Consider the following 19,720-nt stretch of genomic DNA (forward strand, 5'->3'; position numbering starts at 1 on the left):
TTATGTTTGGCATGTTTCGGGGCGTCTGGGATTACAGAGGCTTCATCCTCACGTCCATCAAGAACGAGTTCATTTCCCGGTTCGCACGCAGCAAGCTGGGTGGCTTGTGGATGATCATCCACCCCCTGGCCCAGGTTGCGATTTATGCGTTGATCCTGTCCAACGTATTGGGCGCGCGCCTGCCGGGCATCGATAACAAGTACGCCTACGCGTTGTACCTGATCGCCGGCATCCTGGCGTGGAACCTGTTCTCAGAAATTATCCAGCGCTGCCTTTCGGTGTTCATCGATCAGGGCAACCTGATGAAGAAGATGCGCTTCCCGCGCATCGCGCTCCCAGTGATCGTGGTGGGGTCGTGCTTACTCAATAATTTGCTGCTGTTTGTTGCAGTAATGATCGTGTTTGCCGTGCTAGGCCACGCCCCTGACGCACAGATGCTTTGGCTGATGCCCTTGACCCTGTTGGTGGTAGCACTGGCAGTTGGTATCGGCCTGGTGCTGGGTGTGCTGAACGTGTTCTTGCGGGATATCGGCCAGGTGGTACCTATCGTGATGCAGGTTTGGTTCTGGTTCACGCCCATTGTGTACTCGGTGAACATTGTGCCGGATTACCTGAAAGGCACTTTGGATGTTAACCCGATGTACCCCATCGTCACCGCCTATCACAATGTGCTGGTTTACAAGCAGGCGCCTGAAGTTGCCCAGCTCGGGGTGGTGCTCGCCATTGCCGTGGGTTTGATGGTGGCTGGCCTGTTCCTGTTCCGCCGTGCCTCTGCCGAAATGGTGGACTCCCTATGACCCTGTTGGCCGTCAACAACGTAGGCAAGGCCTACCGCAGCTACCGTTCTGAATGGCAGCGCATCGCTCGCTGGTTCTACCTGCCGGTCAAGGCCAGTAGCGAGCATTGGGTGCTCAGGCACATCAGCTTCAACATTCAGGCCGGTGAAGCCATAGGCCTGGTGGGTCAGAACGGCGCTGGCAAATCGACCTTGTTGAAGATGATTACCGGCACCTTGCAGCCCACCGAAGGCAAGGTTCACGTCAATGGTCGCATCGCTGCCATCCTTGAACTGGGCATGGGCTTCAATGGTGAGCTGACCGGCCGGCAGAATGCCTATCATGCCGCCGGGTTGATGGGCTTCACCACCGCGCAGATCGACGCGGTAATTGATGATATCGAGGCATTTGCGGAAATCGGTGAGTATTTCGACCAGGCCGTGCGCACCTATTCCAGTGGCATGCAGATGCGGGTGGCATTCGCGGTGGCCACCGCCTTCCGCCCCGAGATCCTGATCATTGATGAAGCCTTGTCGGTAGGCGACAGCTACTTCCAGCACAAGAGCTTTGGCCGTATCAAGGAATTCCAGAAAGCCGGCACCACATTGCTGATCGTCTCCCACGACCGTGGTTCGATCCAGGCCCTCTGCAATCGCGCGATCCTGTTGGACGGCGGTACGGTGATCAAAGATGGCCCACCCGAGGAGGTGATGGACTATTACAACGCTATCATCGCCCAAAAGGAGAACGCCACCGTCGAGGTCCAGACCTTGTCCGATGGTACCCGGCAGACCCGATCTGGCAGCGGCAAGGCGAGCATCGAGACGGTAGCGCTGCATAATGCTGAAGGTGCGCCGGTCGAGTACGTCTCGGTGGGCGAAGATGTTTGCTTGAATATTCAAGTCAGGGTCAATGCGCCACTGCCCGAGTTGGTAGTGGGCTACGTGATCAAGGACCGCCTCGGCCAGGACGTGTTCGGCACCAATACCCATCACCTGCAATGCATTCGCACGAATTTGGCCGAAGGTGCATTGCTGAAGTACAGTTTCCGCTTTCCTGCAAACCTGGGCGTTGGCTCATATTCAGTGGCCATCGCGCTGCATGCGAGCGACACCCATATTGCCGATAACTATGAGTGGCGTGACCTGGCGTTGGTCTTCAACGTAGTGAACATGTCCGAACGAACCTTCGTAGGCCTGGCGTGGATCCCGCCGACCGTGGAGTGCAATTGATGAATGCTGGTTTCTACCGGGCTTTCGAAGACCGCTATCGCGGGTCGAGGGAGCTCATCACCCAGCGGCTTGAAGCGTACTTGCCGTTTCTGCAACCTCTGAAGCAAATCTACACCGACTGCCCGGTATTCGACATTGGCTGCGGCCGTGGCGAATGGCTGGAGTTGATGCGTCGCGAAGGCTTCGAGCCGATGGGCGTCGACCTGGATGACGGCATGCTGGAGGCCTGCCAGGCGCTGGGCCTGCCTGCGCAAAAAGGCGATGCGTTGCAGGCCCTGCAAGCGTTGCCAGATGCCAGCCAGGTGGTTGTGAGTGGCTTCCATATCGCCGAGCATGTGCCATTCCCGGTGCTGGGTGAGTTGGTCACCGAGGCGCTGCGCGTATTGCGCCCGGGCGGAATGTTGATTCTGGAAACCCCCAACGCCGAAAACGTCATGGTGGGTACCAACAATTTCTATCTGGACCCGACCCACGATCAGCCAATCCCGAATTTGCTGATGTCGTTCCTCACCGAGCACACCGGCTTTGCCCGTTCCAAGGTGGTACGCCTCCAGGAAGCGCCCTCATTGCATGATGAGCAGGTCAAGGTAGGGGTGCGCGAAGTGCTGTCCGGTGCCAGCCCCGACTATGCTGTGGTGGCCCAGAAGCAAGCCGACGCCCACCAGCTGGAAATGTTCGAGGCGGTGTTCGAAGCGTCATACGGTTTGTCGCTTGACGACATGGCAGTGCGCTATGACCAGGCCATCGAGCGTCGTCTGGGGCAGTTGGAGAGCAGTGTTGAGGCGGTGCGGGCTACCTTTTTCGAACCCGCCGAGTTCCAGCGGCTGATGGCCGAGGTCAGCCAGCAGCAAACCCAGCAGTTAATGGCGCTCAAGGACAGTTACGAAGCCACTACCGAAGCCTTGCACCGCCAATGCGGTGCGTTGCAGGAGGCCCTGAACCAGGCTCAGGCTCAGGCTGAGGCCATGGCCCAGGAACGCAAGGCGGCACTGGAGAACTGCCATTGGCAGCACATGCGTGCCCAGGGTGCGGAGCAGCAAGTTGAGGCCATGCGTAGCAGTACATCTTGGCGTATTACCGGCCCACTGCGGGTGACTGGGCGGGTCGTGCTGTGGCCGGCTCGCCATGGCAAGACGTGGCTGCGGCTTAAACTGCGCTACGCGGCGCCGCACGCCCGCCTGTGGGTGGCACGCCGCCCGGCGGTGCGGCGTCTGGCACTTGCCGTGTTGAACCGAAGCCCCTGGCTGAGTGCCAAACTACGCAACTTGTTAGCTCCGGATCCGGCCAGTGTGGTCGTTGACCCGCAGCATGGCGTGATCGATCACGCCCCTCTGACACCGCGAGGCCGCGCTATCGAAAGCGCCCTCCACGCAGCAATGAAGAAGAGCTGATACCGAATGCGTATTGTAATTGACATGCAAGGTGCGCAAACCGAAAGCCGCTTCCGTGGTATCGGTCGCTATAGCGTATCCCTGGCTCAAGGCATCGTGCGCAATCGCGGCGAGCACGAGGTTTACCTGCTGCTCAACGGTATGCTTAGCGAGAGCATCGAGGCAATTCGTGGTGCGTTTGTTGGCCTGTTGCCGCAAAGCCATATTCGGGTCTGGTACGCCCAAGGCCCTGTGGCGGGCATCAATCCCGCCAACGAAAGTCGGCATGAAGTGGCCAAGCTCATCCGCCAGGCTGCCATCGACGAACTACAGCCGGACGTGGTGCATATTACCAGTGCGGTCGAGGGCTTTATCGACGATGCGGTGATCTGCCGTCCGCCAGAGCACAAGCGCGCAATCGTCAGCGTCACGCTTTACGACCTTATTCCGCTGACAAACCCGCAGCAGTACCTGGACCACGCCCAGTACAAGCAGTACTACATGGGCATCGTTGGCTCCTTCAAGGACCACGGGGTGTTGCTGGCAATTTCGGAATGTGCCCGCCAGGAAGCACTGTCGTTGCTGCCGCTGGATCAGGACAAGGTGTTCAACGTTTCGGGCGCGGCAGACGCGATATTCCGGCCGGTCACGCTCACCGATGAAGCACGCAGCGCGCTCAAATCCAAGTTCGGGCTGCGCGATGCATTCGTGCTTTACTCGGGTGGGGCGGATGAACGCAAGAACCTGTCCCGCCTGATTGTCGCCTTCGCTGACGTCAAGCGTGAGATCGAAGACGTGCAACTGGTATTCGCCGGCAAGATTTCCCAGCACATCATCGAGCGTTACCGTGGCGAAGCGTTGGCGCAAGGCCTGGCCGAAGATGACTTGGTGTTCACAGGTTTCATTACCGACGATGAGCTGGTGGCGCTGTATAACACCTGCCGCCTTTACGTATTCCCGTCTTGGCATGAGGGCTTTGGCCTTCCGCCATTGGAAGCCATGAAATGTGGCGCACCAGTGATCGGTGCCAATACCTCGAGCGTGCCTGAAGTGATTGGCTGGGATGAGGCCACGTTCGATCCGCTGGATACCGCCTCTATCGCCCAGAAGATGAATCAGGCGTTGGTCGACGATGACTTCCGTGAGGCCATGATCAAGCATGGCTTGGAGCGCGCCAAGCTCTTTTCCTGGGACTTGACGGGCAAGGCAGCCATCGCCGCGTTCGAGCAGTGCGTGCAAAAAACGCCAGTGGCCGATCACCCCGTGGACGAAGACCTGCCTACCGAGCAACGCATCGAGCACTTGGTCGAGGCGCTGGTTGCCTCAGGTGAACTGGCCAAGGGCGGAGTTGATGTGCAGCGCCTCGCCAAGGCGATCGATTACTCGCTACAGGGGCCGGCGGGCAAGCCAAACCTTTTGGTGGATATTTCTCAGCTGTGCCGCCACGACGCCAAGAGCGGTATCCAGCGTGTGGTCCGCAGCATTCTGCTCGAGTGGCTGAAAAACCCGCCCGAGGGCTATAACGTCACGCCGATCTACAGCAAAGTTGAAGAGTCGTTCTACCGCTACGCCAAGCAGTTCACGACGCAGTTCCTCGGGAATACGCCAAACGATGACGATGTGGACGAGGCCATCAGCTACAAAGCCGGGGACGCCTACATCTGCCTGGACCTGCTGCTGGACATGCTGCCGCAGCGCCAGGCTTATCTCGACACACTGCGCGCCCATGGCGTGAGCCTGTTCTTCGTGGTGTACGACCTGTTGATCTTGCAGATGCGCCACTTCTTCTCGGATCACCTGCACCCGTTTTATGTCGACTGGATCAACACCATCGCGCGCTATGACGGTGCCATGTGCATCTCCCGGGCAGTCGGGGACGAGTTGCAGGCCTGGATGGACGAGAACGCGCCCAAACGCGAGAGACCGTTCCGCATCGGTGTGTTCCACCTCGGCGCCGACATAGACCAGTCGGTACCGACCACGGGCATTCCGGAAGATCCGGCCATGCGTGTCGAGGCCCTGCAAGCCAACCCTACATTCCTCATGGTTGGCACTCTGGAGCCGCGCAAAGGGCACTTGCAAACCTTGGACGCTTTCGAACTGCTGTGGCAGCAAGGTGTGCAGGCCAACCTGGTCATTGTCGGCAAGCACGGCTGGCTGGTGGAGGAGTTGGCCAGCAGGCTGCTCAACCACGCCGAGCGCGGCAAGCGGCTTCTTTGGCTGGAAGGTGCCAGCGATGAGTACCTGGAGCACTTGTACCAAGCGTGTGATTGCCTTATCGCAGCATCCTACGGAGAAGGGTTTGGCCTGCCGCTGATCGAAGCCGCACAGCATGGGCTGCCGATCATCGCACGCGACCTACCAGTGTTCCGTGAAGTGGCGGGGGAGCACGCCTGGTTCTTTGCTGGCAATGACGCGCGTAACGTGGCCGACAGCATCGCTGCGTGGCTGGCGTTGCACGCCGCTGGCGAGCATCCAACATCGGTACAGATGCCGTGGCTGACCTGGAAAGGCAGCGCGCAGCAACTGATCGACGAAATCAGCAAGCATGCGTTCTGATCGCAGCGCCCTGAAAAAACATGGTTGGGAAAACAGGATAATGGGTTTCAAGCTTGACTCAACAGGCCGAGCCGGCTTTGCGTTCGCTGTGGCCTTCGGGTTGTTTTTTGTACTGCGGCACTTTCCACTGGATTTCATCCTTGGCACCAATTCGTATTGGCAAACCGAAGTAGAAGACGTCACCCAATACTTCGCGGGTTTTAATGCCTTCTTCAATGCCCCCTTTAGCTTCCCGCTGTTGGCATTTGACAGCATCAACTACCCGCAGGGCACCCGGGCTACCTTCGTCGACGCAATACCCTTGTATGCGTTATTGCTGAAAGTGTTCGTGCCCAAGAGCTTTGCTCCCTTCAACCCGTTAGGTGTATGGATCGCCGGGTGTTTCGTCGCCCAGGCCATTTGCGCCTGGTGGATCATGCGCGAACTGCGGGTGCGTTCATGGTTGGCGCTCGCCGCAGCAGTGTTCTGCCTGGTGAGCATGCCTGAATTCACCTCGCGCATTGCGCATGTGTCGCTGATGTCGCAGTGGATCGTGCTGTGCGCCCTGGCGCTTTACCTGCGTAGCCGCAACACCGGCCAGGCGCATCGGTGGGCATGGGGCGTGCTGCTGGTTGCTGGCTTCTACGTCAACATCTACCTGTTCGCCATGGCCAGCGCCATCTATCTGGCGAGCCACCTGGGCAGCGCTGAACGCTTCAAGCCGGCGTTCGTTGCCCGCGCTCTGGTGCCATTCGTGGTCATTGGCGCCAGCCTCTTCCTTACCATCTTCCCTATGGGCGAGGCGGCAGTTTCGAAGGAAGGCGGCTTCGGCGTGTTCTCGATGAACCTGCTGTCACCGCTGCATGGTGGTAAATACCTGCACTTCCCTAACCCGGAAATGCCAGGACAGGGTGAGGGTTTCAACTACTTGGGCTTGGGTGTAGTAATGGCCTTTGTATTGAGCCTGGTGTTGAAGCGCAAAGACGGTGACGACACGTTTGGCCGACACAAAGCGCTCACCTGGTTGATGGCGCTGTTTACCCTCTACGCGCTTTCCAACGAGATTTATCTGGGTACCAGCCACCTGGTGTCAATCGACTACCCGTCGATTCTGAGCCCTATTACCTCCCAGTTCCGTGCCTCTGGGCGGTTCTTCTGGCCGGTAGGCTTTTGTATAGTGATCTTCTCGATTACCTATCTGTACCGCCACTTGAGTACCAAGTTGTTCGCCGCTTGTATGCTGGTCATGCTTGTTGTGCAGATCAGCGACTTGTCGGCATTCCGCCGGCTGCTGGTTGCGGTGGCCAACCGCCCGGCTGAGCCGGTGCTTGACCAGGCCGAGTGGAATGCGCAGACCGCGAGCAACACCGAGTATCTGTATTTCTTCCCCAAATTCAAATGTGGGCGCGGCGACCAGGTGCTGCAGACCCTGATGCCGATCATGCGTTACGCGGCCGTGCATAACATCAAGATCAACACTGGTTACGTAGCCCGCTCCAACGCCAACTGCAGTACCGAGAGCACCCAGGCAGAAATTGCCGCGTCAGATTTTGCCAATTCCATGTACGTGTTTAATACCGGCGACTTCCCACAAGTTGATCAGGTCAAGCAGCTTTTCCCATCAAATCGGCAGCCTGAGTGCAAAGTGCTCGACTTTGCTCATGTCTGCCGCGTCGGCCAAGCAGGGCAGGTGAACCCATGACCGAACTGAACAAGCGCACGATTTCGCTGGTGTCGCCTTTTTACAACGAAGAAAAAGGGGTGCACGCTTTTTTTCAGCGTATTAATGAAGTATTCGCCAGCCTGGCTGATCGCTACGAGCTGGAAGTGATAGCCGTGAATGATGGCAGTCGCGATCACACGTATGATCAGTTGGTCAAAGCCAAGGCGGATTACGCGTACTTGACCGTGGTGGACCTGTCGCGCAACTTTGGTAAGGAGGCGGCGATTTCTGCCGGGCTCGACTTTGCCACGGGCGACGCCATTGTGCCGATCGACTCTGACCTGCAGCACCCGCCGGAAGTCATCCTGGAACTGGTCGAAAAGTGGGAGCAGGGCGCCGAGGTGGTGTTGGCCAAGCGTGTTGACCGCGAAACCGACCGGCCGATCCAGAAATTCACGGCCAACTATTTTTACAAGGTGCACAACCGGATCTCGGACATCGATATACCCGCGGATGTGGGCGATTTCCGCCTGATGGACCGCAAGGTTGTCGATGCCTTGAAGACGTTGCCCGAAAGCCGCCGCTTTATGAAGGGGCTGTTCGCTTGGGTGGGCTTCCGGACCACGACTGTGGAATATAAAGTGGCCGCCCGCGAACACGGAAGCTCAAGCTTCAATACCTGGAAGCTTTGGAACTTCGCCATCGAAGGGATTACAAGCTTCAGCTCCGTACCGTTGCGTATCTGGACCTACTTGGGCTGCCTGGTATCGGCAGTGTCGTTTGTCTACGCGGCATATCTGCTGATCAAGACCCTGTTCTTTGGCGTGGACTTGCCCGGCTACGCCTCGATCATGATTACAGTACTCTTTGCCAGTGGCGTGCAGCTGATTGGTATTGGTGTACTGGGGGAATATGTGGGACGTATCTTCACCGAGTCGAAAAACCGGCCTGTTTATATCGTACGTGATGTGATCAAGTGACAAACCTCATCCCGGCGCGTTATCACGAATTCATACGGTTTGGGCTGGTTGGCGTTGCCAACACTGCGGTGCATGCAGGTATTGTGATAGCGCTGATGGAGGTGCTTGCGCCACCAGCGTTTGTCGCCAATGGCATCGCGTTCTGCTTTGCCAACATAATGTCGTACATGCTCAATAGCCGGTTTACCTTCAGGACGCCAACCAGCCTGTTGGGTTATCGGCGCTTCCTGGCGGTGTCGCTGGTGTCGTTGGGCCTGACGTTGTTGATCACTTCTGTGGTGGAGTACCTGGGCCTGCATTACGCGGTGGGCCTGGCGATGGTGATCTTCGTGGTGCCGGTATTGAATTACCTGGTGATGAAGCTTTGGGCGTTTAAACCGGCAGCCTGATCGCCTGCGTGCTGCAGAAGCACGGCCCATTGGGCTGTGCTGTCATGCAGATAACACCGCTCCCACAGAATCCCTGCCAAATCTATAAGTCATGTCATGTTCAATGGGGGAGGGCGTGCCCGCAAACCACCGGCACAGCCGGTGCAGCCCACGCCCACGCAGCCTACTTCGTCGCTTGCTCCAGGTTCACAGCGGCGTCCGGTGCAGGCCTGGCTTTCTTCCCGAAAATCCGCTTGCCCAGGTGCATGGTAGGCACTTCGACCAGCCGATAAAGTGCGTAGGCAAGCGTGAGCACGAAGATCAGCGTCAACAACCCTGATACTGGGAATGACAACCCTTGGTCCATCAGAATCCGTAGAGACAGGTAGCCAATGATCGAATGCGTCACGTAGATCGAGTAACTGATATTGGCGATGAAATCCAGCGGAGCAAACGGGCGGAAATACCTGCGCATCATGTAGCTGAAGCTAAACAGCACCAAGCCGTAAACATAGTTCTGCGGCACCGATGGCATCTGTACATCCCAGTCGGTATGAGGCCAGCACAGCAAAAACACCAGCATCATAATTGCTGCATAGGCCAGCAATTGTCGAGTCGTATAGGTACCGGTGTAATGATGATAAAAGCCCGTGCCGATGAACATGAAGATTACGCACATCAACTCGGTCTCAAGCGATTCAACCAGGCCTACGCGCAGCTCTCTCCCGGCCAGCAATGTCGGAAGCGCCTCGCACGCTGCGAGCACCGCCACGGCGAACAAGATCAGTGGGAACGCATTCCCAGCCTTGATCGAGCGATAAAGCAGCGCGGCGATGATGTAGAACTTGATCTCAATGGCCAGGGTCCAGTTGACCATGTCGATTGAGGGATAATGCAAGTTGCCTTGCAGCAGAAGCAGGTTGGCGAGCAGCCGGTCAAGCGCCATCGAAAACGGCTGACCCCAGTATCGGCTGGACAAGTAGACCAGCGCCAACATGATCAGCGAAGCAGCGATATAGGTCGGGTAGATGCGCAAAAAGCGCGCGATCAGAAACTTCACCGGCTCCAGACGATTCAGCGAAAACGGAATGACAAAGCCGCTAATCAGGAAGAAGACCGAAACGCCAAAGGGTCCGTAGTTGAAGGTTGGGATCGTCAGCCAATAGATCATGCTCGACGAGGGCCCCTCCACGATGGGGGCGTGAATATAGGACGCCACCACGTCCCGTGAAAACCAATAAACACCGCACCAGTGAACGATAAGCACGGCGATCACCGCCACGCCTCTTAACTGGTTGGCGAAAAGCGCTCTGTCTGAAGCTTGTTGCATGCCGGTTCTCCTGGAGATGGTGGCATTGTAGTTATCACCCGGACCAAGGAGAAGCTCATTGCTGGCATTCTGTAACCTGCATACAGAACGCGCTAAGCTTGGCTCTGTCGAAACCAGAGGTAATCCCCATGCGACCATGGATAGGTGTAATGCTGGCCGCAGGGCTTGCAGGCTGCGGAACTGTACACACCGTTTTCAGCGAAGCCAAGGCGGTAGATGACCTGGCGAAATGGCAAAGTGACTGCCACAGCATCCCCAGGGCCTACAGCGGTGTGGCGTATCAGTTTTGCAGCCTGAACGCTCCAGCGAGATCGGGCGCCCACTGGGCACCGTTCCCCGTCCTGGTTGACATGGCAGCGTCAAGCCTTGCCGATACCATAGTTCTTCCCTATACCGGTTATCAGCAATATGAACGGGGTAACGTACCCATTCGCCGACTGGAGTATTGAATTCCAGGCAAAGCCGCTGAGCTGTCGGGCCGCCAAATAGCCAACCCTCGTCACAATCGGTGTATCAACGGATGCTGCGAATCGTAGCGGCCACGCGAGCCTAAGGCCCATGATTAGCGAGTGCAATCAAAAGCCGGCGCAGCGGGTATCTTTGGGAAATAGCCTACAAGGAGGGAGGGGAGTTCTGATGACTAGCGAGGCTATGAGGGACCTCTGGAGCAATATTAAAACTGCCAGACCCAAAAAAGAGGCTGCCAGGCAATATAGCCCGAGACAAGGCTGCGCTACCGCAGCCTTGCCCTGCGAGAGCTGTTACTCGAACAGTTCGGCGTCAGCCAATGCGACCCCAAGCTGGTCCTTGCCAGACAGGCTTGGTGCGAAGTCGATAGGCCATTCGATACCCACTGCCGGATCATTCCAGGCAATGCAGCGCTCACACTGCGGCGAGTAGAAGTCGGTGGTCTTGTAGAGGAACTCTGCGGTTTCACTCAACGTGACGAACCCGTGTGCGAACCCTGGCGGGATCCACAGCTGGTTCTTGTTATCGGCCGACAATACCGCACCTACCCATTTACCGAAGGTAGGGGACGAGCGACGGATATCCACCGCAACATCGAAAACCTCGCCCTGCACCACACGTACGAGCTTGCCCTGGGCGTGAGGTGCCAGCTGATAGTGCAGGCCACGCAGCACGCCTTTTACCGAGCGCGAGTGGTTGTCTTGTACGAAGTCGGGCTGCAGGCCGGTCACTTCGCTGAAGACACGGGCGTTGAAGCTCTCGTAGAAGAAACCACGTTCGTCGCCAAAAACCTTGGGGGTAAACAGCACGACTTCAGGGATATCCAGCGCAATGGCTTGCATCAGAACACCTTCTCTTTCAGTAGGTTTTGCAGATACTTGCCATAACCGTTTTTCAGCAGTGGTTGAGCCAGGCACTCGAGTTGCTCAGCGTTGATCCAGCCAGCGCGGTAGCAAATTTCCTCAGGGCAGGCGACTTTCAAGCCCTGACGGCGCTCCATGGTTGCGATGTACTGGCTAGCCTCCAGCAGACTGTCATGCGTGCCGGTGTCCAGCCAAGCATAACCCCGGCCCATGATTTCAACCTGCAGCTGTTGTTGCTGCAGATAAAGATTGTTGAGGTCGGTGATTTCCAGCTCGCCGCGCGCAGATGGCTTCAAATCGCGGGCCAGGTCGACTACTTGGTTGTCATAGAAATACAGGCCGGTAACGGCATAGCTCGACTTGGGAACAGCCGGCTTTTCTTCCAGCGACAGTACGCGGCCGCTATCGTCAAACTCCGCTACGCCATAGCGTTCTGGGTCATGCACGTGATAAGCGAACACCGAAGCCCCGGCTTCACGCTTGTCTGCATTCAATAGCAGAGCCTGGAAGTCATGGCCGTAGAAAATATTGTCACCCAGTACCAGCGCTGACGGGTCGTTACCGATAAAGTCTGCGCCGATGGTGAACGCCTGGGCCAAGCCATCCGGGCTTGGTTGTACTGCGTAGGACAGGTTCAGGCCCCACTGGCTGCCATCGCCCAGCAGCTGTTCGAAGCGCGGAGTGTCTTGCGGGGTGGAGATGATCAGGATGTCCCGGATCCCGGCGAGCAGCAGGGTGCTCAGCGGGTAGTAGATCATCGGTTTGTCATACACCGGCAGCAGCTGCTTCGAAACCGAAAGTGTGGCCGGATGCAGTCGTGTACCCGAACCGCCAGCCAGAATAATTCCTTTACGAGCCATGAGAGTCCCTATTACTGGATTTCGTCCAGCATACGTTGCACGCCTTGCTCCCAAAGCGGCATTTTGAAATTGAACGTGTGTTCCAGCTTGCCCAGTGCCAGGCGCGAGTTGCGCGGACGTGGTGCAGGTACTGGATAAGCTTCGGTGCTGATTGCAGCAACCTGATCAGCTGTCACTTTCAGCGCTACGCCAGTGCGTTGAGCGTGCGCCAGCACGAACTGAGCAAAACCATGCCAAGAGGTTTCACCTGACGCAGCCAAGTGGTAAATCCCTGCCAGGTGACGGTTGTCTTGCCCATTGAAGATTTGCCGCAGGACGTGTGCGGTAACGTCGGCGATCAGGTCAGCGCCCGTGGGTGCGCCAAATTGGTCTGCTACCACGCTCAACGTCTCACGCTCCGCAGCCAGGCGCAGCATGGTCTTGGCAAAATTGTGCCCGCGCGCAGCATACACCCAGCTGGTGCGCAGTACCACGGCCTTGGCGCCGCTGGCGAGTATGCCATGCTCGCCTTCCAGCTTGGTACGGCCGTAGACCGAAAGGGGGCCGGTCGGCGCAGCTTCCTCCCAGCGCTGACTGCCACTGCCGTCAAATACATAATCGGTGGAATAATGAATCAGCCAGGCGCCCAAAGCTGCTGCTTCACGTGCTAATACAGCAGGAGCCTCGGCATTGATCATTGCGGCCAGTGCCTGATCGCTCTCAGCTTTATCCACTGCAGTGTAGGCAGCAGCGTTGACGATCACGTCCGGCGCCAGTTGACGAACCGTAGCGGCCAAGCCGTCCAGGTTGGACAAGTCGCCACATAAGCCTTCGGCCCCCTGACGATCCAGCGCGATGACCTCACCCAGCGGCGCCAAGGCGCGCTGTAGCTCCCAGCCTACTTGCCCGTTTTTCCCCAACAGCAGGATTTTCACGCTTTATTTGCCCCGTATTGTTGTGCCACCCAGTCACGGTAGCTGCCGTCCATGACACCTTTTACCCATTCCTGGTTGGCCAGGTACCAAGCGACTGTCTTGCGAATGCCCGTCTCGAAGGTTTCGGCAGGTTTCCAGCCGAGCTCCCGCTCGATCTTGCGTGCATCGATGGCATAACGGCGGTCATGGCCTGGGCGGTCGGTTACGTAGGCGATGAGCTCTGCGTACTGTTCGACAGGCTCGCCGGTCTTCTGGTTGATCACCTGGCGCGATGCCGCAGGTGCCATCTCGTCGAGAAGGCCGCAAAGTGTACGCACAATGTCGATGTTGGCTTTTTCATTCCAGCCGCCAATATTGTACGTCTCGCCGAACGCACCGGCTTCCAGTACGCGACGGATGCCCGAGCAGTGGTCTTCGACATACAGCCAGTCGCGGATTTGCTGGCCATCGCCATAGACGGGCAGCGGCTTGCCGGCGAGCGCGTTGACGATCATCAGCGGGATCAGTTTTTCCGGGAAGTGGAACGGCCCGTAGTTGTTGGAGCAGTTGGTAGTGAGTACCGGCATGCCGTAGGTATGGAAATACGAGCGTACCAAATGGTCACTGGCTGCCTTGCTGGCGGAGTACGGGCTGTTCGGCGCGTACGGCGTGGTCTCGGTGAACGCCGGGTCGTTTGGCCCCAGAGTGCCGTAGACTTCGTCGGTAGAGACATGGAGGAAACGGAAGGCCTCCTTCTCTGCACCTTCCAAGCTGTTCCAATGCGCCCGGGCGGCCTCAAGCAAGCGGAACGTGCCCATCACGTTGGTTTCGACAAACGCTTCGGGGCCGGTGATCGAGCGGTCTACATGGGATTCGGCGGCGAAGTGAACCACGGCGCGTGGGCGATGGTCGGCAAACAGCTTGGCCAGCAGTGCTGCATCGCAAATATTGCCTTGGACGAAGCGATGTTGAGGGTTGCCTTCCAGCGACTGCAGGTTGGCCAGGTTGCCTGCGTAGGTCAGGGCGTCGAGGTTGAGGACGGGTTCCTCATTGTTCGCACACCATTGCAGTACGAAATTTGAGCCGATGAAGCCGGCTCCGCCTGTTACTAGAATCATAATTTGGCTCTAATTGGACAAAAGGTGTTGTCGTAGACAGATGACGCTGAGAAACTTCGCCCCGGCAACGCAAGGCGAGCTGCTAGCGCTGCCCGGAATTAGACCACCCTGATGTCGAAAAATACACTGCTGGGTGCCGGTACTGACCGTGCCGATCTGCTCATGCTGGACGAGGAGGAGCCGTTGCAGCGGTGGAAGGTGACCTCATGGTTGCCATGACACAACAGGGAGTCGTCAGGTGTCCATGCAACAAACAGCTGTTTGAGCAATGCAACTCACGGAGATTGACCTGAGTGCTGGCAAGTCTAGAGTGCCTTGAGCTACCGCTATCTTGTGGTTCCAGTTCGGTGGGCATGGCAGTGCAGCGCGCGCCTCAGGGGTCGGGTTCGTTTCCGGGGGTTGAAAAGTGTCATTTTTATTTGTCAGCATTCCTGAAATAGGAATTAGAGTGATGGCAGTTCTTGCATTCATGTTGAACAACCCAACAAAAAATATAATAGGCTCGGGGCTCGGCAGGTTAGACGTCATTCTTCATGTTTCAGCGGTCTGGCGCTCTTGAAAATTCATAGGAAAGTGAAAAATGTCTGTTAAGGAAGGCTTGCCGAGCGTAGATGTGCAGCCGAGCATGCATGTTAAGAGAAATTCAGTACCCGCCACCCAGAAAAAGACTGGCTCAAGGCGATTCGTGCTGGATCTGGCTTATTATCGGAATCGATACCCAGACCTGTCTTCGCTCACGGACGATGCGCTCGAGCAGCATTGGCATGCGTTCGGTTATCAAGAAGGCCGTTATGCCTCGGCTTCGCACGAAAGTGGTGATGCGGAGCTTATCGCTGAAGCAGTGCTCAATGCGGCCGACAGCGCCGTCATGGTCAAGCCGGATGTTGCTAAAGTAGACCTGGATTTTTACCTGACCCTTTACCCTGACCTCAAAGCCGGCGGCGTTGAAACTCAAGCGATTGCGGAAGCACATTTCCAACGCTTCGGACGGGCGGAGGGGCGACTTCCTACCCCCGATGCCTGGGCTAAGAAGCACGAGCTCCCACCAGAGCTGTTACCGAACGGGTTCAGCCTTTCCGCCGTCATTGAACGGAGCGCCAAGCGCGGCCTTGAGGTTGAACCACAGCGGGTCATGGGCATATTCCTGGGGCAGGATGTTATCCCTGTTGATCTCGCCGAGACGCCTCAGAAAAGCCAGGTAGTGTTCTCTAAACTGGGTATGCATTACCTGTCCCGGCACAAGGTCCAGGAGGGCAGAATCCTGCTTGAGGCGGCTTTGAGCATCGCGCCGAGTGCTGAGGTATTCAACCGTCTAGGCGGTAGCTACATGGAGGATGGTCACTTCAGTATTGCCTTGCAGTACTTCAATGCTGCCGCGCAATTGCCGAATCCGCCGGTGTGGACCGCCTTCAACCGAGCGCACTGCTTGGCTAAGCTGCATCAGCTAGATGAAGCCATTCGGGTGCTTTCTGCAGGTATTGCTACCAACCCGAATCACCGTCCCCAGCAAGACGAACTCGAGCGTCTGGCCGAGCAGAAATGGCGTGACTTACACGCAAAGCTCATGACCCGAGTGGATATGCTGGACCGGGAGAGCTTGATCAATGAGGCCTACGCTTACGCGGTTGACTTGTATCGAGCGTACCTGCCTGTTTACGGTGATCTGTCGGAAAGCGCCGCAGACGATTTGCCCGCACTGCCGCCCTTGGGCAATTTGAATACCGATCGTGTCTTAATTGTTGGTGACTTCCACATCGCCCAGTGCGTGCGCTACCGCATTGAGCAGAAAATTGAACAGCTGGAAGCAGTTGGTAAGCAGGTAACTGCCATAAGCTGGACCGAGCTGGACAAGAACCAAAATGCATTAGCACTGCACGATGTGGTGATCTTCTATCGAGTGCCAGCGGTAGTTCAAGTTATCAAGGCCATCGCTCAAGTCAACGCAACGGGTAAGCTCAGCCTGTACGAAATTGATGATCTGCTATTTGTTCCGGAGTACCCGCCGTCGATCGATAGCTATGGTGGCTATGTCTCGCTGGCCACACACCGGGAACTCACGCGCGGCATGGCGTTGTTCAATGCCGCTGCGCGACTTTGCCGTCAGGGGATCGCATCCACTGAGCCGCTGCGTTTGGAACTCGCCAAGCTGGTGAGAGAAAAACAGTGCTGGTTGCATCGCAACGGCCTGGACAGATTGAATCAGATTCGCACAAACGACAAATCGCACAAGAAGACCATCGATATCTTCTATGGCAGCGGTACTCAAGCACACAACACCGACTTTATCGAACAGGCGCTGCCTGCGATTGAGCGTGTGCTTAGCGAGACCCCTCAGGCTCGTTTGGTCGTTGTGGGTTACCTGCGATTGCCAGTGTCATTTACCGCAAAATACGCTCAGCAGTTTACCCAGTTGCCGGCCATGGACAGTGTGCAAGGTTATTGGTCGCTGCTTGAGCAAGCGGATATCAATATCGCGGTGTTGCACGATGACAAAGTCAATGCCTGTAAAAGCGAGCTGAAATGGTTTGAAGCAGGCTGTTTTGGTATCCCATCGGTGTTGAGCAGCACGGCCAATTACCGTGATGTTGTCAAAGATGGAGAAGATGGTTTCCTTGCCACGACTGAAGAAGAATGGTACCTGGCATTAAAAAACCTCGCTGGTAGCCAAGCCTTACGGCAACAGGTAGGCCAGGCCGCTCAGAAGCGGGCCCAGGACGATTACAGCCTGCAGGCGCTTGGAAGTACGCTGGCAGCTACGCTCGATGATTTCGTAAGTGGCATTCAGAAAGCCAAGCCGAGGAAAAAAATTGCGTTGGTCAACGTATTTTTCCCACCGCAGGCGATTGGTGGTGCCACGCGTGTTGTGGCTGATAACTTCTCAGAGTTCAGAAGCGCTTACGCCGAGGACTTCGATGTCTGTGTGTTCACAGCGGATGTCGAGTGCAGACCCGCTCATCAGATGACTGTCTACACCTATGAGGGCTGCCGGGTCTACCGGTCTACAACCCTGTGGCGTGAGCACATGGATTGGCATCCTAAAGACCCAGAGATGTATCGCCTGTTCCAAGAGTTCCTGGAGCTGGAAAAACCCGATTTGATCCACTTCCATTGCGTCCAGCGCTTGACAGCTTCGATTGTGGAAGCGGCACGAGATGCCAAAATTCCTTACATGGTCACTATTCACGATGCCTGGTGGATCTCGGATTTCCAGTTCTTGGTCGACCATAACTCAAAAGTTTATCCTGACGGGCATCCTGACCCTTACGAGCTCATAGAAATGCCAACGAATATGAAGTTGGCAGATTCCATCGAGCGACGCCGCGATCTGAAAGACCTCCTGCACAGTGCTTCGAGGGTGCTGACCGTGTCGAACGCGTTCGCAGACATTTATCGTCGAAACGGTATCCCGCAGATAGAAGTTGTAGCTAATGGCGTCTCCAGTGACATTCCGTGGACGCAGAAAGATACCTCTTACACCAAGCGGGTTGTCTGCGGGCATATCGGTGGAATGTCGGAGCACAAGGGGTATTATCTGCTTAAGGAAGCAGTGCTTCAGAGTCAGCCTAAAAATGTTGAGCTCTTGGTGGTCGACCACTCCAAAGAGGAGGGGTACGAACAGCAATCTCTTTGGGGTAAGGTGCCAGTCACCTTTATTGGTCGGGTAAGCCAGAAAGGCATCATAGATCTTTATCGGAAAATTGACGTGTTGTTTGCGCCATCGATGTGGCCAGAAAGCTTCGGCCTTGTTACGCGCGAAGCGGTCGCTAGCGGCTGTTGGGTAGTTGCTAGTAACATGGGTGGGATAGGTGAAGATGTTGTTCAAAATAAGAATGGGTATGTTATTGAGCCAAATCAAAGTATGTTGGAAGCTGCTTTAAAACATATCAGTGGATCGGTTGCTAAGCATAAGTCGCCATCTAATACCGAGGTAAAAAGAACCTCTGCAAGTCAGGCGGCAGAGCTGCAGCAGATATATTTTGCCATCGGTGAAGGGCTGGTTAAGCTTGAGGAAAGTAAATAATGAAACTTAAAAGCGACCCGTCACTTCGTTACGTTGACTGCTATGGGTTTAAGCGACGACCCATCCTTAAGCTGCTGAATTTCGATCTTAATAGGTGAGTTAATGTCATCAATAACATTTGAATATGCCGCTTTTGAAGTTAATCTTAGAGTTGCCTCGGGTGGCGGGGCAGTCGTTAGCTTTGATGGGGGTAGCAACTGGCAGGTACCGTCTCTCAGCACCTCGGAATCGAGTGTTTTTTTAGTGCCTGGAAGCTTCTCTCTTGTTGCTGATAGTGCATTGGTGAAGGATGATGCTGGACAGGTTATAACCGTCGCTCCGCCTTTAGAGTTCGATATTCAGCGTTCTCATGATATTCATTATCTTAATAAGATGGTGTTCAACTTCCGAACCAGAATTCCGGATAAAACAATCTTTTATCATTATTTGCGGTCTTTGCTCCTGTCGATGGATAGAAGTAGCAAATTCTACTTGGGAGTGCTATCAGTCCTAGCGTTTCGCGTCGGCGAAGATCCCGTAAATCGTTCTGAGGTCGGTCGCGAAATTGTTCGGATTCGCACCGATTTGATTTCAAAAAAACCATCTGCTCCGTTGGACCCAGTAACATTGCGCTGGTGGATCTCTTCGGGTACGAATATAGTGCCATTGGCAGAGTTTTATCAGCTTCGCAGCAATGCTTACGATATTGCCAAAGATATTTACGAGATGCGGGATGAGAGCGCCAAAGCACGTATAGTTTATTGGAATACCACATCTGCAATGCTTTTGTATGCGTTCTTTCTATATGGGGAGGGGCGAACTGGAGAAGCTTCTGAAGTTTTCCTTAGTACCTTTACATTGTGTCAGCGAGGTCTATTGGAAATTTTTTCTTCGGCGAATAAAAGCATCTTGAGTCAATATCCAGATTGTACGGCGCTAGTGGAAATTGGTCGAAACGCTTTTGCCGCACATGCCGTTCTCAGTGGTAGTAAGTTCTCGCCAGGTAGTACTGCGGAATATCCTGTGGATCTAGAGGGTTACTACATTGATTTTATCGGGGCAGTGCGTAGGCATGATAAGTCATTCCCTCCTAAGCTCGGCTATTTCATTGAGTTAAAGGATCGCCTCAATAAGGCAAAGAACATCTTGTTCGAAGGCTGATTTTGATGACCTGCATAGTCAGTGGCTAGCGAAACTAGGCTTGTAGTGCTCGCACCTAGGTGTGGGCACTTTTACCTGCTTCTTTATACTCCTCTTTTTA

At 55.8% G+C, this 19,720-nt stretch carries 15 protein-coding genes; 10 read left to right on the forward strand and 5 right to left on the reverse strand.

Annotated features, from left to right (window positions below; all coding sequences use genetic code 11):
* The first annotated feature begins 2 nt into the window (after positions 1–2).
* From CKW35_RS24900 to CKW35_RS24930, 7 genes are read left to right on the forward strand one after another with little or no spacing between them, the layout of a single operon-like run.
* Positions 3–797, forward strand: a complete 795-nt coding sequence (locus CKW35_RS24900) for an ABC transporter permease (protein WP_016485364.1) — start codon at positions 3–5, stop codon at positions 795–797.
* Complete coding sequence (locus CKW35_RS24905) at positions 794–2,008, forward strand: ABC transporter ATP-binding protein (protein WP_016485365.1); 1,215 nt, start codon at positions 794–796, stop codon at positions 2,006–2,008. The genes CKW35_RS24900 and CKW35_RS24905 overlap by 4 nt, the downstream gene beginning before the upstream one ends.
* Positions 2,008–3,399, forward strand: a complete 1,392-nt coding sequence (locus CKW35_RS24910; protein WP_016485366.1) for a bifunctional 2-polyprenyl-6-hydroxyphenol methylase/3-demethylubiquinol 3-O-methyltransferase UbiG — start codon at positions 2,008–2,010, stop codon at positions 3,397–3,399. The genes CKW35_RS24905 and CKW35_RS24910 overlap by 1 nt, the downstream gene beginning before the upstream one ends.
* Positions 3,400–3,405: 6 nt before the next feature.
* A complete protein-coding gene (locus tag CKW35_RS24915) occupies positions 3,406–5,937 on the forward strand; it encodes a glycosyltransferase family 1 protein (RefSeq protein WP_095117073.1) in 2,532 nt (843 codons plus the stop codon).
* A gap of 40 nt (positions 5,938–5,977) precedes the next feature.
* Complete coding sequence (locus CKW35_RS24920) at positions 5,978–7,618, forward strand: DUF6311 domain-containing protein (protein WP_095117075.1); 1,641 nt, start codon at positions 5,978–5,980, stop codon at positions 7,616–7,618.
* Complete coding sequence (locus tag CKW35_RS24925) at positions 7,615–8,559, forward strand: glycosyltransferase family 2 protein (protein WP_016485369.1); 945 nt, start codon at positions 7,615–7,617, stop codon at positions 8,557–8,559. Before CKW35_RS24920 ends, CKW35_RS24925 begins: the two co-directional genes overlap by 4 nt.
* On the forward strand, positions 8,556–8,948 hold the full coding sequence (locus CKW35_RS24930) for a GtrA family protein (RefSeq protein ID WP_016485370.1): 393 nt from the start codon (positions 8,556–8,558) through the stop codon (positions 8,946–8,948). The genes CKW35_RS24925 and CKW35_RS24930 overlap by 4 nt, the downstream gene beginning before the upstream one ends.
* 163 nt (positions 8,949–9,111) lie before the next feature.
* On the opposite strand, the gene CKW35_RS24935 is transcribed toward CKW35_RS24930, so the two are convergent.
* Complete coding sequence (locus tag CKW35_RS24935) at positions 9,112–10,257, reverse strand: acyltransferase (RefSeq protein ID WP_159971697.1); 1,146 nt, start codon at positions 10,255–10,257, stop codon at positions 9,112–9,114.
* 149 nt (positions 10,258–10,406) lie between these two features.
* On the opposite strand from CKW35_RS24935, the gene CKW35_RS24940 reads away from it, so the two are divergent.
* Complete coding sequence (locus tag CKW35_RS24940) at positions 10,407–10,706, forward strand: YceK/YidQ family lipoprotein (RefSeq protein WP_016485372.1); 300 nt, start codon at positions 10,407–10,409, stop codon at positions 10,704–10,706.
* A 312-nt stretch (positions 10,707–11,018) separates the two neighbouring features.
* Here the strand turns inward: CKW35_RS24940 and rfbC are convergent, their stop codons facing one another.
* The 4 genes from rfbC to rfbB are packed head-to-tail and all read right to left on the reverse strand — an operon-like array spanning position 11,019 to position 14,459.
* Entirely contained in the window at positions 11,019–11,567 is a 549-nt protein-coding gene (rfbC, locus tag CKW35_RS24945) for a dTDP-4-dehydrorhamnose 3,5-epimerase (protein WP_016485373.1), read from the reverse strand.
* Entirely contained in the window at positions 11,567–12,448 is an 882-nt protein-coding gene (rfbA, locus tag CKW35_RS24950) for a glucose-1-phosphate thymidylyltransferase RfbA (RefSeq protein ID WP_016485374.1), read from the reverse strand. The genes rfbC and rfbA overlap by 1 nt, the downstream gene beginning before the upstream one ends.
* Before the next feature lie 11 nt (positions 12,449–12,459).
* Positions 12,460–13,362, reverse strand: coding sequence for a dTDP-4-dehydrorhamnose reductase (rfbD, locus tag CKW35_RS24955; RefSeq protein ID WP_023047795.1), 903 nt, complete (start codon positions 13,360–13,362; stop codon positions 12,460–12,462).
* On the reverse strand, positions 13,359–14,459 hold the full coding sequence (rfbB, locus tag CKW35_RS24960) for a dTDP-glucose 4,6-dehydratase (RefSeq protein WP_016485376.1): 1,101 nt from the start codon (positions 14,457–14,459) through the stop codon (positions 13,359–13,361). Before rfbB ends, rfbD begins: the two co-directional genes overlap by 4 nt.
* Before the next feature lie 580 nt (positions 14,460–15,039).
* Between rfbB and CKW35_RS24965 the strand changes: the two genes are divergently transcribed.
* Together CKW35_RS24965 and CKW35_RS28170 are read left to right on the forward strand one after the other, a co-directional pair.
* Positions 15,040–18,480 carry a glycosyltransferase gene (locus CKW35_RS24965; RefSeq protein ID WP_095117080.1) on the forward strand — a complete coding sequence of 1,147 codons (3,441 nt, stop codon included), beginning with the start codon at positions 15,040–15,042 and terminating at the stop codon, positions 18,478–18,480.
* Positions 18,481–18,582: 102 nt separating this feature from the next.
* Complete coding sequence (locus tag CKW35_RS28170; protein WP_143499807.1) at positions 18,583–19,620, forward strand: hypothetical protein; 1,038 nt, start codon at positions 18,583–18,585, stop codon at positions 19,618–19,620.
* Positions 19,621–19,720: the final 100 nt, after the last annotated feature.

The sequence above is a fragment of the Pseudomonas sp. Irchel 3F3 genome (assembly GCF_900187545.1).
In the GTDB taxonomy this organism is placed as follows: Bacteria; Pseudomonadota; Gammaproteobacteria; order Pseudomonadales; family Pseudomonadaceae; genus Aquipseudomonas; species Aquipseudomonas fortuita.